The sequence below is a fragment of the Flagellimonas lutimaris genome (genome assembly GCF_003581615.1).
In the GTDB taxonomy this organism is placed as follows: domain Bacteria; phylum Bacteroidota; class Bacteroidia; order Flavobacteriales; family Flavobacteriaceae; genus Flagellimonas; species Flagellimonas lutimaris.
The window spans coordinates 612,925-627,385 of record NZ_QXFH01000070.1; the positions used below are offsets into that span (position 1 = coordinate 612,925).

Sequence of the window (14,461 nt, forward strand, 5' to 3'; positions counted from 1 at the left end):
CCATGTGTTGGACATAGGTTCATCTTTTGATATATCTTCGCTATAAATCAATGGCCAATGAACTGGGAGCAGCTACTCTCTTTAAAGCGACACGGAGATACCGGAAAACGATTGCGAAAGGAGCAAAATGAAACCCGACTTGGGTTTGAGGTGGACTACGACCGAATCATTTTTTCATCCGCTTTTAGAAGCTTGCAAGATAAGACACAAGTGTTTCCAATGCCCATTGCAGTTGGCTCACAGAAGAATTTTGTGCATACACGCTTAACGCACAGTATGGAGGTGTCGGTGGTAGGAAGAAGCCTGGGGCGTATTGCCGGACAACAAATTTTGGCCAAATACCCATTTCTATCTGAGGTGCATGGTCACCATTTTAACGATTTTGGTGCTATTGTAGCCGCCGCCGCATTAGCTCATGATATTGGTAACCCTCCGTTTGGACATAGCGGGGAAAAAGCCATCGGGAATTATTTTAAGCAGGGCAAGGGAAAGCAATACCAAGATATCCTGACCGCAGAAGAATACCAAGACCTTATCGATTTTGAGGGCAATGCCAATGGCTTTAAATTATTGACCGAGTCTAGGGAAGGAGTTCCCGGTGGACTGCGCTTAAGTTACGCTACCCTTGGAGCTTTTATAAAATATCCAAAAGCTTCGTTGCCAAAAAAGCCATCGAGAAATATTGTAGATAAAAAGTTTGGGTTCTTTCAGTCAGAAAAGGAGTTTTTTATTGAACTCGTAGAAGAAATTGGATTGTTGCCTAATCCAAATCATCCAAAAACAGGATTTTTAAGACACCCGCTTACCTATTTGGTGGAGGCCGCGGATGATATCTGCTATACCATCATCGATTTTGAGGATGGAATCAATTTGGGGTTGATTCCTGAAGAATATGCCTTGGAGTATCTCATCAATTTGGTGAAGGACAACATCAACACCAAAAAATACAATGCCATGACTACTTCAAGTGATAGATTGAGCTATTTGAGGGCACTTGCCATAAGTACTTTGATCGGCGATGCGGTCGATGTTTTTGTAAAGAATGAGGATAAAATCCTAAATGGAGAGTTTGATGTTTCCTTACTCGATAAAGGAAAGTATAAAGCACAGGTAGAGGATATCATCAAGTTGAGTGTGGAGAAGATTTATCAATCCACCGAAGTAGTGGATAAAGAATTGGCAGGCTATCGTATTATATCGGACCTTTTGGATATGTATACTTCGGCCTTGATCAATGTTAAAGAAGGGCGGGACACCAATTACGACCGATTGCTCATCAAAAGTTTACCCGAGAACTATCGCAATACGGATACATCAACTTATAAGATACTGTTGGACACGAGTTGTTTTGTGGCCAGTTTATCGGATAGTGCGGCCGTGCATATTCATGATAAATTAACAGGGCGCAAGGTCTAAAACGTATAGAGCAACCCTACTCCAAGTAACTGCTTAAACTGTATTCGGGATACACCTGGGTTGATTATGGAATCGTCTTCCGCAATTTCCTCATCAAATTTAATATCATCATCAAAAATAATGTGGGTGCCAATGTTGGCGGCAAGAAATTCATTAACCTTTAGGTTAAAATTCAATTCCCAATCCACATCAATATTGCCAAAACTCCGTACGTAGTCGGTATAAAGGTTAAGGCGATGGTTCATCAATACATTTCTGGCAATTTCTGTTTCCCAAGTATTGGTGATAAGAAAACCAAGTTCTAAAAAGACTTTTTTACCTTTTTCCACACCGAATGCCCCTTGGTTGGAGAGTACTTCATCCAGTACAAAAGTGGATTTCATGGTAGCGGGTGAAATATACAGGTTGAATTTGTCTTTTGGAGGGATATAGGATGTACCTACACCGACAAATGCATATCCAGGAGCCATAAACCTTGAAATAGGGTTTTCCCTATCAGGATATTTATAACCGTTCGAAAATTGGGTTCTGAAGTTCGCTTTTACAGAATAGTACCAATTGGTGATAGTGTCCTTTCTAAAACTAAGGGTGGTGGATAAACGTATCTGGTCGTCAGTTTTTCGAAGTTTTCTTCCTTCCTGTGCATTGAGGCCATATCTGATTTGAGCCTCATTGTTCCAATTTAAATATCTGAACTTGTAATTCCGTAAAAAATCTGCACTTGCCAGGGCCGATACCGAGTTATCGCCCCCTGCATTCCAGTTTACAAAGGCTACCTCGCTGATATTTAGCCCAAATTTGTTGACCTTTTTCCAAAAGGAAGTAGGCTGGAACCGATTGTGCCAAACACTCAAAGGTTTTACCCTGTTCAATACCGTTCGAGGATCCGTGAGCTTGGCACTTCTGGTCAAATATTTTAGTTTGACATCTTTGATGCGAACAATTTTAAAACCAGAATCGGTGCTGTCGGGTTCAAAAACCTTTAGGCGGGATATCTGTGCATTGGCAGAAAGGAAAACGGTAAGGAATAGAATTAAAAAACAATTTATTCGCATTGGTTTAAGGTTGATTGTATATAAGAATGTATGGTATCAAAATCTATACCAGCCAGATGGTGGGTTTCGGGTATTGTTCCTTGTTCCACAAATTGGTCGGGAACACCAAATATTTTAACAGGTTTTGAAAATCCTTCTTCGTTGGCAAATTCCAATACTGCAGAACCAAAACCACCCATTTTTGAGCCATTTTCAACAGTAATGATATACTGGTACTGGCTAAAAATTGTGCGCAAAGTGTTTTTGTCCAGTGGTTTTACAAAACGCATATCGTAGTGTCCGACTTTTTCTGGATGACCTAATTTTTCAATGAGTTCTGCTACGACGTTACCAATATGGCCTATGGTAAGTACAGCAATTTTTGAACCCTCTTTCAAACATCGGGCGGTACCCATTTCAATGGTCTCAAAATCATTTTTCCAGTCAATGGTCACACCTCGTCCTCTTGGATACCTGATAGTAATAGGATTGTCCAATCCCATCTGTGCGGCGTACATGATGTTTCTGAGTTCCATTTCGTTCATTGGAGCAAAAACAATGAGATTTGGAATGCACCGTAAAAAAGCCATATCAAAAATCCCGTGATGGGTAGGGCCATCTTGTCCCACCAAACCAGCCCGGTCCAAACAGAAAATAACGGGCAGTTTTTGCAAAGCCACATCGTGTATTACTTGATCATAGGCCCGCTGTAAAAAAGTAGAGTAAATATTGCAAAATGGCACCAATCCCTGAGTGGCCATACCTGCGGCAAGGGTGACCGCGTGCTGTTCGGCTATTCCCACATCAAAAGCACGATCGGGCATTTCGTCCATCATAAATTTTAGGGAACTGCCGCTGGGCATAGCAGGGGTAATCCCAACAATTTTTTCATTCTTTTGAGCCAATTCCACGATGGTATGCCCAAATACATCTTGATATTTTGGAGGTTGAATTTCCCCTGATTTTTTTAATCGCTCCCCTGTGATTTTATCAAATTTTCCAGGGGCATGATACACTACTTGGTCTTCTTCTGCCTTTTTTAATCCTTTCCCTTTTGTGGTAATAATGTGGAGCAATTTTGGACCTTCTACATTTTTTAGACGTCCCAGTTCCGCGACCAAAGCTTTTACGTCATGTCCATCAATGGGCCCCGAATAGTTGAGGTTGAGGCATTCAAAAATATTTTCATCCTTGGCTGTACCCGCCTTTACATTGGTAAGATATTTTTTTAGGGCACCAACACTGGGGTCGATGCCAATGGCATTATCGTTGAGTACAATTAGTGCGTTTACATTGGTCACTCCCAGATGGTTCAATCCTTCAAAGGCCATTCCACTAGCAATAGAGGCATCGCCCACCACCGCAATATGTTGTTTGTTAAGGTCTCCTTTAAGTTTGGAGGCCATCGCCATTCCAAGTATCGCCGAGATGGAGGTAGAGCTATGCCCAGTTCCAAAATCGTCATATTCACTTTCGCTTCGCTTTGGGAAACCGCTTATTCCGCCTAGTTGTCGGTTCGTCTCGAAAATCTCCTTTCTTCCTGTTAGGATTTTGTGCCCATAAGCTTGGTGGCCTACATCCCAAATGAGTTTGTCATTGGGGGTGTTGAACACATAATGCAGTGCTATGGTGAGTTCCACAACACCCAAACTGGCCCCCAAATGCCCTTCTTTGATGGAGACGATATCAATAATAAATTCCCTTAATTCCTGGGCGAGTTTGGGCAGCTCATCCAAGTTTAGTTTTTTGAGGTCCTCGGGGGATTCGATATGTGTTAACAGCTTTTCCAATGAATAAAAACAAAAGTATCACTTCTCCCTAAAATTATTTTATGTGTAGCTTAGCAATCTGTTGAAAATGATATAAAAAGTTGTGGAGAACCCGTTTGATGACACTTATTTTATGAAACGAGCCTTGCAAGAGGCCGAAATAGCCTTTCAAAATGGTGAAGTCCCTGTTGGGGCGGTTATTGTAGTAAATAATAGAATCATTGGAAGGGCCCATAACCTAACGGAGCGCTTGAAGGATGTTACGGCCCATGCCGAAATGCAGGCCATTACTGCAGCTTCTAACTTTTTGGGCGGTAAATATCTTCGAGATTGTACTTTGTACGTTACTTTGGAACCCTGCCAAATGTGTGCTGGGGGCCTGTATTGGAGTCAAATTTCGAGAGTGGTCTATGGCGCAGCAGATTTGGAGCGTGGTTTTGGTGTGATGGGAGGGCACTTACATCCAAAAACTGAAGTGGTTGGGGGTGTTATGGAAAAGGAAGCTGCTGAACTTCTAAAGCGATTTTTCATCCAAAGAAGAAACCTCAACTAAATAAAAAACCCTGGCAGTGCCAGGGTTTTTAAATCAAATCAAAATAAAATATTGTTATCCGATTACCTGCACTTGTGCAGCAACCACTCCTTTTCTTCCTTCTTCTTCAATGTATTCTACTTTGTCGCCTTCGTTCAATTCCACACCGTTCAATGCCGTAACATGAACAAAGATGTCTTTTCCTGTGTCGTCGTTTGTAATAAACCCAAAACCTTTGGATTCATTGAAAAATTTTACTGTACCAGTCATTAAAAATTAAATAAAATGTTAAAATACGAAAGTAACTTTTTTTGCGACTGATTTGATGAAAAGAAGTTTAAATTTTAAGAAAATTATTAATATTTTGTCTTTTTATCCTCTTTTTCTTGCATTTTCTTAATATTTTCCTTTGTAAGCATATAATCTTTCATGTTTTTGGACTTGCTTTCTTTCCAAAGGAAAAGGGGCATGGCCACCAAAAAGAGTCCAATAGTACCTCCTCCAATATATTTTGGGGCTTGGGGATGCTCTTCTTCCAAAGTTAACCCATAGAATATTGACCCTAGGGATGCCAACATAATGAGGAAAACAATATGTTTTAGTTTGATTTTCATTGTGAATAATTAATCAATTTTCTTCGATAAGCGGTCAACATTTTTGATTTGGATATGAAGCCTTCGTATTTTCCATTTCTGATGACGGGTAAATTCCAAGCACCGCTATCCTGAAATTTTTTCATCACCTGTTTCATATTGTCTGTTTCATAAAAGATAACCTCGGGAGGGGCATGCATCAAGCTTTCTACAAAAACTGTGTTATACAATTCCGTATCAAACATCATGGGCCGGATATCGTCTAGAACAATAATACCAATCAATTTTTTATCATCGCTCAATACGGGAAAAAGGTTTCTTTTGGATTTTGATACGGATTGATGTAGCATTTCACCCAATGACATTTTTGGATTAACGGCCCTGAAATTTTTTTCGATAACGTCGTCCATTTCCATTAGTCCCAATACCATTTGGTCCTTATTGTGAGATAAAAGAGCTCCAATTTTGGCCAATTCTTTGGTGTAAATGGTGTAATCAAGTGCATTTTTGGTGATCAAATAAGAGATGGAGGCTGTAATCATCAATGGAACAAAGAGTTGATAACCACCAGTTATTTCGGCTATTAAGAATATGGCTGTCAAGGGGGCATGGATTACCCCGGCTATCAAACCGGACATACCGATTAGGGTAAAATTACTTTCGGATACAGAGAAGCCCAATCCCAAATTGTTGATTACTTTGGCAACTACATTGCCCAAAGTGCTGCCCATTACCATGGTAGGGATAAATACTCCACCAGCCCCACCAGCTCCAATAGTAGTGGTCATGGCAATGGCTTTGAAGATGGTAATCCCAAACAAAAGCGTGATCACGACCCAAATATTATCGGTATAGTTGTCAAATGGGGTAGTGCCAAGTGCTTTTAAATGATCACCATCCAATAGGTTGTTGATGAACCCAAAACCTTCACCGTAGAGTGGGGGAATGGCATAGAGCATTACTCCAATGGCAATACCTCCCACCAAGAGCTTGTATTTTGGACTTTTTAGTTTTTTGAAAAGTGACAGTATTGCGAAATACATCTTGGTAAAATAAATGGACGCAAACCCTGTACCAACACCCAACAAGATATAAAAAGGGGTGTCTTTTAACTGAAACCCTTCGGAGAGGGAAAAACTGAACAATACTTCATTGCCCAAAAAGAAATAGGATGTCAAAACTCCAGAAATTGATGCCAGTAGCAGTGGTAACATGGACATCATGGTCAAATCCAAAGTAAATACCTCAACGGCAAAAATGATGGCTGCTATGGGGGATTGAAAAATGGAGGCAATGGCACCTGACGAAGCACAGGCTACTAAAAGTGTTCTGGTCTTGGCATCGATATGGAACAATCGGCTAATATTGGAACTTACCGCAGAACCCGATTTCACCGCTGGCCCCAACAAACCTACAGAACCACCGAACCCTACTGTAAGTGGAGCGGTGATCAAAGGGGTATAAATATCCTTGAGTTTGAGTAACCCCCTCTTTTTGGATAAGGAAAAAATTATCGATGAAACCGCATGTTGCAAAGGTTCTTTATGTATAAATTTCACGTAGAGATAAACCAAGGTGAGTCCTATGGTAGGTAGAATAAAATACAATTGGTTCTCTGAAAATACGATACCCTTTTTTAGAAGGGATTCTATAAAATAGGTGGAGTTTTTTACGGTTACGGCAACCAAACCAGCCAAAAAACCCACAATCAGGCTCATTATTTGAATAAAGGTCCTATTGGAGATATTTCTATATCGCCATTTTAGAAAACGGGTGAGCAATTTTTTGTTGCTGTAGGGCATCTAGGTATATAATACTATTAAAAGTATTAAAAAATCCCTCTTTTTAGCGGGATTTCAATATATCATAAGTCCAATTTTAAATGGAGCTCTTTTAATTGTTCTTCGTCAATGTTGGCTGGTGCGTCGATCATAACATCCCTCCCACTATTGTTTTTAGGGAAGGCGATAAAGTCACGAATGGTTTCTTGTCCTCCCAAAATGGCGACCAACCTATCCAAACCAAATGCAATACCACCATGGGGAGGTGCCCCGTATTGGAAAGCATCCATTAAAAAGCCAAACTGAGCTTTTGCTTCTTCTGGCGTAAAGCCCAAGTGCTTGAACATGGTCGCTTGGATTTCTTTATCATAAATCCTGATGGAACCACCGCCAATTTCGTTTCCGTTCAATACCAAATCGTAGGCGTTCGCTTTTACTTCACCTGGTTTTGTTTCCAGCAATTCCAACTGACCTGGTTTTGGTGAGGTGAATGGGTGGTGCATGGCGTGGTAAGCACCAGTTTCTTCATCAAGTTCCAATAGCGGGAAGTCCACTACCCACAATGGGGCAAACTCATCTGATTTTCGGAGGCCTAAACGAGTTGCCAATTCCATTCGAAGGGCGCTTAATTGTGCACGGGTTTCGTTGGTGTTTCCAGAGAGCACGCAGATAAGGTCTCCCGGCTTGGCTCCCGTTATCTCTGCCCATTTGGCCAAATCCTCTTGGTCGTAAAATTTGTCCACGGAAGATTTATAGGTGCCATCTTCGTTACATTTAACGTAGACCATACCCTTGGCACCGACTTGAGGGCGTTTTACCCAGTCCACCAATTTGTCAATTTCCTTCCTAGTGTACGAAGCTGCTCCAGGGACTGCAATCCCAACAACCAATTCTGCGGAGTTGAATACGTTGAAATCTTTATGCTGCGCCACTTGGTTAAGCTCGCCGAACTGCATTCCAAAACGGATGTCGGGTTTGTCGTTACCATACAGTCGCATGGCATCATCATAGGTCATTCTTGGGAATTCCTCGACGTCTACTCCTTTGATTTCCTTCAAAAGGTGTTTGGTTAAGCCTTCAAAGGTGTTCAAGATGTCTTCTTGTTCCACAAAGGCCATTTCACAGTCAATCTGCGTAAACTCGGGCTGGCGGTCTGCTCGCAGGTCTTCATCCCTAAAACATTTCACAATCTGGAAATATTTGTCCATTCCACCGACCATTAGCAATTGCTTAAAGGTCTGGGGAGATTGGGGTAGGGCATAAAACTGACCTTCGTTCATTCGGCTTGGCACCAAAAAGTCCCTAGCACCTTCGGGAGTGGATTTTATCAAATATGGAGTTTCAATATCGATAAAGCCTTGGTCGGATAGATATTTTCTAACCTCCATGCTCACTTTATGTCTAAAGATAAGCTTGTTCTTTACTGGATTTCTACGGATATCCAAGTAACGGTACTTCATTCTTATGTCTTCACCACCATCGGTCTCATCTTCAATAGTGAAAGGGGGAAGCAAAGAATTGTTCAATATAGTGAGCTCAGTAACAAGCACTTCGATTTCTCCGGTGGGAATATTTGGGTTTTTGGAAGCACGTTCTATCACCTCGCCTTTGGCTTGGATAACGGTTTCACGTCCCAATTCTCGGGCTTGGTCCAAAAGTTTCTTGGAAGTGCGTTCTTGATCAAATACCAATTGGGTAATGCCATAACGGTCACGTAGGTCAATCCAAGCTACAAAACCTTTGTCACGGACCTTGTGTACCCATCCACTTAAAATAACTTCTGAACCTATATCCGATGCTCTTAATGCACCACAAGTATTGCTTCTGTACATGATGTTTGTTATGAGAGCCCAAATTTAATAGTAATACGGGTATTTTATAGTGGATATATGCATTTTCTGTTTCTAATGATTTTTGATGGCAAAAAAGAGAGGAATCCAAAGTGATTATATAACATTAAATTAACATTAGTATTACATTTTGGTAATTTTTTAGGGATAAAAGACCAAAAATCCTCGTCAAAAGCTTGAAAACATAATTTTGGCATTATTATAATGAATTGATTAACAGTGAAATAAAACTTTAAAGTTAATTTAATGTAAACTAAATGTTATCTAAATATGTAATTATCGTAAAATTTAAGTAACTTTGTTACGTTATCATTAGATAACAACAATATAAAAATCCCATATAGTATGAAAAAAGCAGTATTATTTTTGGCGGTGATGTTTGCGGTTAGCGTATCTGCTCAAGATATTAAACCGACCTTTGAAAAAATGGGAAAAATGGTGAAAGCCACTTATTTTCATGACAACGGCGAAATTGCCCAAACCGGATATATGATGAACGGAAAATTGCATGGCGATTGGGTAATGTTCAATGTGGAAGGTAAGAAAATTGCCACTGGCCAATATGTAAACGGAGAAAAGACCGGTAAATGGTTTTTTTGGAAGGATGATGTTTTAAGCGAAGTTGACTTTACAGACAACCGTATTGTACAAGTAAAAAATTGGAACCATGGCGATGCAGTCACGGTTAACCAGTAATTTTAAAATCAATGATTAAGAAAAAGCCCCGACCAAATGGTCGGGGCTTTTTTGTTGGGGCTTTTACCAGTGCTATACCGTAGCGGTCTCAATCCGTTCTTGTTTTTGCTCTTCCCTTTTTAATTTTCTTTTTCTCATTCTTAGTTTAAGCTTGTACACCAAACTGAAAAGGATAGGTACCACAACCAATGTTAAGAAGGTCGCTACAAATAAGCCGTAGATTACCGTCCATGCCAAGGGTCCCCAGAAAATTACGTTGTCACCCCCAAAATAAATGTTGGGGTTAAAGTCGCTCATCAAAGTAAAGAAGTTGATGTTGAATCCTGTGGCCAAAGGAATCAAACCTAAGATGGTTGTGATTGCTGTAAGCAATACAGGTCGCAATCTGGCTTTACCACCTTTTACCACAGCTTCCATAAAGTCATTTGGTTCCAATAGTTCGGCCTCTTCCAAGTCTAGGTTCACTTTTTTTCTATCTATCAAAAGTTGTGTGTAGTCCAAAAGCACTACCCCGTTGTTCACTACAATACCTGCTAGGGAAATAATCCCCATCATAGTCATCATGATTACGAACGCACTTCCTGTGGCGACAATTCCACCGAAAACCCCGATCAAACTCAAGAAAATGGCAAGCATTATAATTCCTGGTTTGCTAATGGAATTGAATTGGAATATCAGTATGAAAAATATCAGTCCAAGCCCTGTGAAAAAGGCGCCCATTAAGAAAGCCATTTGCTTGTTCTGCTCCTCGATTTGCCCTGTGTAATCAATTTTGATGTTATCCGGAAGATTTTCAAAATCATTCATCTCTTCCTGAATCTTCCCTACAATGGCCCCGGCATCTGTATAGCCCGATGCCAAAGCAGAGTAAACTGTTACCACTCGTTTTACATCACGGTGCTTTATAGCACTAAAACCTGTGCTGCTGGTTTGCTTGGTGACGGCAGAAATTGGGACTTCCTTAATCTGGCCACTAGAAGGGTCCCTGAACGTAAGGCGCTGGTTGAACAAAGCACTTGTGTTGTATCGGTCAGCTTCATTGAATCGTACATAAATATCATAATCTTCACCACCTTCCTTGTAAATACCCGCTTTGGAACCAAAAATGGAACTACGCAGCTGTTGACCAACTTGACCGGTAGCAACTCCAAGCTCACCAGCTTTTTTGCGGTCTACTTGAACTAAGAGGGATGGTTTGGATTTGTTTACATCTATTTTGAGCTCATCAATACCTGGAATATTTCGGGAATTGATAAAGTTTCGCATCCTTTCGGCCGTGTTGATCAACTCTGTATAGTCTTCCCCTTCCAATTCAATGTTGATAGGGTAGCCCACAGGAGGTCCAACCGCATCTTTTTCCACAGAAATGGCTACACCTGGGTAAACATCTTTCAGGGCTTCTTGAACCTTTCTTAAAAGCTCCTGACTATCTGCACCTTCACGATACTTAAATTCTCTAAGTGTAGCGGTAATTTTACCCCTATTTGGCATTTCGGCGCTCGAACCTCCATCCGTTTGAGGGTTACCGGCACCTTCACCCACTTGTGACACGGCGCTCTCGGTCATAAAATTATAATCCCCGTGCATATAGGCTTCGGAATTGATAATGTCATAGACTCTTCCCTCAATATCCTTGGTGATTTTATTGGTTTTTTCAATATCGGTACCTTCTGGGTATTCGATATACACAATGATTTGATTGGGCTTATTGTCTGGGAAAAATTCCACCTTGGTTCTTTGGCTTCCAACAGAGGCGCCAAATCCGATAAAGGCAATCAATAATAGGACAAAAGTGGTAATCGCGATAAAAATAGGTTTGCGCCCAGCTAAAGCATAACGCAAAGTTTTTTCATAAAAGCTTTCCCATCGGGGCAAGATTCTGTTTTGAAAAATACTGGCCCAGTTTCTAAGGAAAAGGCGATAGATCCACAACAAGATGGCCGTTACCACCATTACAGTTCCCAATGCGCTGTATTCACCACCAAAAATGATTATCAGAATACCAATTGCTGAGATAATCGAAGTAATGCGGACAATTTGTTTCAAGGGCATTTCCTTGTCTTCTATGGTCATGTACCTTGATACCAAAACCGAGTTAAAGAATATGGCCACAAAGAGGGATGAGCCTAAAACCACCGAAAGTGTTATGGGGAAATATTTCATAAACTGCCCCATTATACCGGGCCAAAGGCCTAACGGTACAAATGCTGCAACGGTAGTAAGGGTGGATATGATAATGGGGAAAGCGATTTCACCAATACCTTTTTTGGCAGCTTCAATTCGAGGCATGTTTTCCTCATCCATAAGTCGGTAAATGTTCTCGACAACCACAATACCATTGTCCACCAACATTCCCAGACCCATGATCAATCCAAATAGAATCATGGTGTTCATGGTGTATCCCATGGCATTCAGTATCATGAGAGACATAAACATGGACATAGGAATTGCAAAACCAACGAACAAGGCATTTTTAAATCCTAAAAAGAACATCAATACCGTTACCACTAAGATAATACCGAAGATGATGTTGTTCACCAAATCATCTACCTGGCCAATGGTTTTGGAAGATTGATCATTGGCAATGGTAACCTTAAGGTCTTGTGGGAATTCATTTTCGATGGCATCGTCCACAATTACCTTGATTTGATCTACGGCGGCCACCATGTTTTTACCAGAACGTTTTTTAACATCCAGCATTACTACAGGCTCACCAAATTCACGTGCATATGTTGTCTTGTCCTCTTCCTTAAAAGAGACCTTTGCTAAATCTTTAAGGTAAATAGGGTTTCCGTTTTCCGTTTTTACCACAAAATTTTCAAGCTCTTGCGGTTTGTCTATTTCCCCAACAATTCTGATGGTTCTTCGTTGTCCACTGGCAACAAGGTTTCCCGCCGAGGTCGTTAAGTTTTCGTTGCTGATACTACCGATGATATCATTAAAACTGACTTTGGCAGCCATCATTTGATAAATATCAACGGCAACTTCCACTTCTTTTTCTTGTGCACCTCGAATATCTACCTGTTTAATCTCGGAAAGTCCTTCTATTTCATCTTCAAGATATTCGCCATACTCTTTTAGTTTTTCAACCGGATAATCCCCAGAAATATTGATATTGAGTATGGGCATTTCTTCCGAGAGACTCAGGTCGAAAACATTGGGCTCCACTTTTGCACCATTAAAAGTAGGCCAGTCTTCGCCTGCGGTTTTGGAATCTACTTCGTCCTTTACTTTTTGTAAGGCTGCCTCAACAGATATATTCTCATCAAATTCGGCGATGATCATGGAATAATCTTCCTGCGATGTGGATGTAATCTCCACCAGGTTGCTCACGGTCTTGAGTTCATCCTCCAAGGGGTCCGTAATCAACTTTTCTATGTCCTCGGCAGTATTCCCGGGATAAATGGAACTTATATATATTTTGGTTTCCTTTACTTCTGGAAAGCTTTCCCTGGGCATACTGAAATACGCCATACCACCAAGAATTAGGATAACCAAAATGAGGACATACATGGTGGTTTGGTTATCGATGGCCCATGAGGACAGCCGAAACTCCTTATCTACACTTTTCTTTTGTTTGCTCATAATTATTGTTGCTTTGGCTGTCTAGAGATTCTTAATATTGACCTTTTGTCCTTCTTTCACACTTCTGGCGCCTTCATCAATGATGGCATCCCCCTCATTTATTCCAGAAAGTACTTCTACGTAATCGCCTTGTGTTTTTCCAGTTTTTATAACCACTTTTTTGGCCACAGGGTCATTTTGGATGGAATCGGCATTAACCAAAAACACGTATTGCTCTCCATTGGCATTTTCCGATAGGATACTTTGCGGAATCAGGATCGCATTATCGCTGGTGTAATCGTTGATCATAACACGAGCAGTAAGATTGGGTTTTATTTTCCCGTCATGACTCGGTACTGGAATCTCCGCAGTAAAAGATCGGTTGCTTGGATTTATGAAATTACCTGTCTGTCTGATTTTGGTGGAAACACTGTCCCCAAGCACTGGAAAGTAAACTTTTACATCTTTTCCAGGGGTTACATTAGGTAAATGACTCTCGGGCACTTCCACTTCAATATACATGTTGGAAAGGTTCACAATTCGGAATACCTCAGCACCAGGACCTGGGCTGACAACAGTACCCTCATCTTTGATAACATCATCAATAATTCCTGGAAATGGAGCACGAATACTGGATTTACCTACTTGACTTTCCATTTGTTTTACGGCACTTTGCTGCGCTTCGTAATTGGTTTTAGCTTGCAGGTACTGTATTTCGGAACCGATGTTTTGCTCCCAAAGTCTTTTTTGGCGTTCAAAAGTGGTCTTGCTCAATGCCGCTTGTGTTCTAAGCTGTGCCAGCTGACTGGATAGCCCACCATCATCAATTGTGGCCAACAGTTGTCCTTTGGCAACCTTTTGTCCTTCTTTTACATAAACGCTATTTAGGGTTCCTGCCATTTCAGGATAAATAAGCACATTCTGCTTGGTCATTACATTCCCCTGAAGTTCCAAGTAGTGGTCAAACTTTTGTGGATGAACCTCTATGGTGGTCACTAGGGGAAGCTTGGCCGTATCATCCAAAAGTGCAATGGCAGAATCCAAGGACTTTAATTGCATATCCAGAGCTTTCTTTTCGCTGGAAATCTCTGCGTGCTTGGCACGAATGGCCTCAACATCCTTGCTGGCCATTACGTTTTCCAAAGATTTGCCGCTATTGCCCCCACATGAAGCCAGAACCGCTGCTGTTAGTGTTATATATATTGCTTTTCTCATGATGGAATGGT

11 protein-coding genes are annotated in these 14,461 nt (G+C 41.0%); 3 read left to right on the top strand and 8 right to left on the bottom strand.

The window, feature by feature from the left end; all coding sequences use genetic code 11:
• Window positions 1–57 precede the first annotated feature (57 nt).
• Window positions 58–1,416 carry a dGTP triphosphohydrolase gene (dgt, locus tag D2V08_RS07185; RefSeq protein ID WP_119607367.1) on the top strand — a complete coding sequence of 453 codons (1,359 nt, stop codon included), beginning with the start codon at window positions 58–60 and terminating at the stop codon, window positions 1,414–1,416.
• On the opposite strand, the gene D2V08_RS07190 is transcribed toward dgt, so the two are convergent.
• Both D2V08_RS07190 and D2V08_RS07195 read right to left on the bottom strand, forming a co-directional pair.
• The gene (locus tag D2V08_RS07190) at window positions 1,413–2,471 is read right to left on the bottom strand and encodes a DUF3078 domain-containing protein (protein ID WP_119607368.1); all 1,059 of its coding nucleotides are present in this window, start codon (window positions 2,469–2,471) and stop codon (window positions 1,413–1,415) included. The two genes, dgt and D2V08_RS07190, sit on opposite strands and share 4 nt — an antisense overlap.
• Window positions 2,462–4,240, bottom strand: coding sequence for a 1-deoxy-D-xylulose-5-phosphate synthase (locus D2V08_RS07195; RefSeq protein ID WP_119607369.1), 1,779 nt, complete (start codon window positions 4,238–4,240; stop codon window positions 2,462–2,464). The genes D2V08_RS07190 and D2V08_RS07195 overlap by 10 nt, the downstream gene beginning before the upstream one ends.
• 82 nt (window positions 4,241–4,322) lie before the next feature.
• Here D2V08_RS07195 and D2V08_RS07200 point away from each other — a divergent pair, with 82 nt between their 5' ends.
• Entirely contained in the window at window positions 4,323–4,772 is a 450-nt protein-coding gene (locus D2V08_RS07200) for a nucleoside deaminase (protein WP_119607370.1), read from the top strand.
• 54 nt (window positions 4,773–4,826) lie between these two features.
• Here D2V08_RS07200 and D2V08_RS07205 read toward each other — a convergent pair whose 3' ends face one another.
• The 4 genes from D2V08_RS07205 to aspS all read right to left on the bottom strand — a co-directional run bounded on the left by D2V08_RS07205 (window position 4,827) and on the right by aspS (window position 8,957).
• The gene (locus D2V08_RS07205; protein WP_100816913.1) at window positions 4,827–5,021 is read right to left on the bottom strand and encodes a cold-shock protein; all 195 of its coding nucleotides are present in this window, start codon (window positions 5,019–5,021) and stop codon (window positions 4,827–4,829) included.
• A gap of 86 nt (window positions 5,022–5,107) precedes the next feature.
• Window positions 5,108–5,365 carry a hypothetical protein gene (locus tag D2V08_RS07210; protein ID WP_119607371.1) on the bottom strand — a complete coding sequence of 86 codons (258 nt, stop codon included), beginning with the start codon at window positions 5,363–5,365 and terminating at the stop codon, window positions 5,108–5,110.
• Window positions 5,362–7,146: a chloride channel protein gene (locus D2V08_RS07215; RefSeq protein ID WP_119607372.1), complete on the bottom strand. Its 1,785-nt coding sequence runs from the start codon at window positions 7,144–7,146 to the stop codon at window positions 5,362–5,364. The genes D2V08_RS07210 and D2V08_RS07215 overlap by 4 nt, the downstream gene beginning before the upstream one ends.
• A gap of 62 nt (window positions 7,147–7,208) precedes the next feature.
• Window positions 7,209–8,957 carry an aspartate--tRNA ligase gene (gene aspS / locus D2V08_RS07220; protein ID WP_119607373.1) on the bottom strand — a complete coding sequence of 583 codons (1,749 nt, stop codon included), beginning with the start codon at window positions 8,955–8,957 and terminating at the stop codon, window positions 7,209–7,211.
• 363 nt (window positions 8,958–9,320) lie between these two features.
• Between aspS and D2V08_RS07225 the strand changes: the two genes are divergently transcribed.
• Window positions 9,321–9,671: a toxin-antitoxin system YwqK family antitoxin gene (locus tag D2V08_RS07225; RefSeq protein WP_119607374.1), complete on the top strand. Its 351-nt coding sequence runs from the start codon at window positions 9,321–9,323 to the stop codon at window positions 9,669–9,671.
• Window positions 9,672–9,743: 72 nt separating this feature from the next.
• Here D2V08_RS07225 and D2V08_RS07230 read toward each other — a convergent pair whose 3' ends face one another.
• Together D2V08_RS07230 and D2V08_RS07235 are read right to left on the bottom strand one after the other, a co-directional pair.
• On the bottom strand, window positions 9,744–13,256 hold the full coding sequence (locus D2V08_RS07230; RefSeq protein WP_119607375.1) for an efflux RND transporter permease subunit: 3,513 nt from the start codon (window positions 13,254–13,256) through the stop codon (window positions 9,744–9,746).
• Window positions 13,257–13,277: 21 nt separating this feature from the next.
• Window positions 13,278–14,450, bottom strand: coding sequence for an efflux RND transporter periplasmic adaptor subunit (locus tag D2V08_RS07235; protein ID WP_119607376.1), 1,173 nt, complete (start codon window positions 14,448–14,450; stop codon window positions 13,278–13,280).
• Window positions 14,451–14,461: the final 11 nt, after the last annotated feature.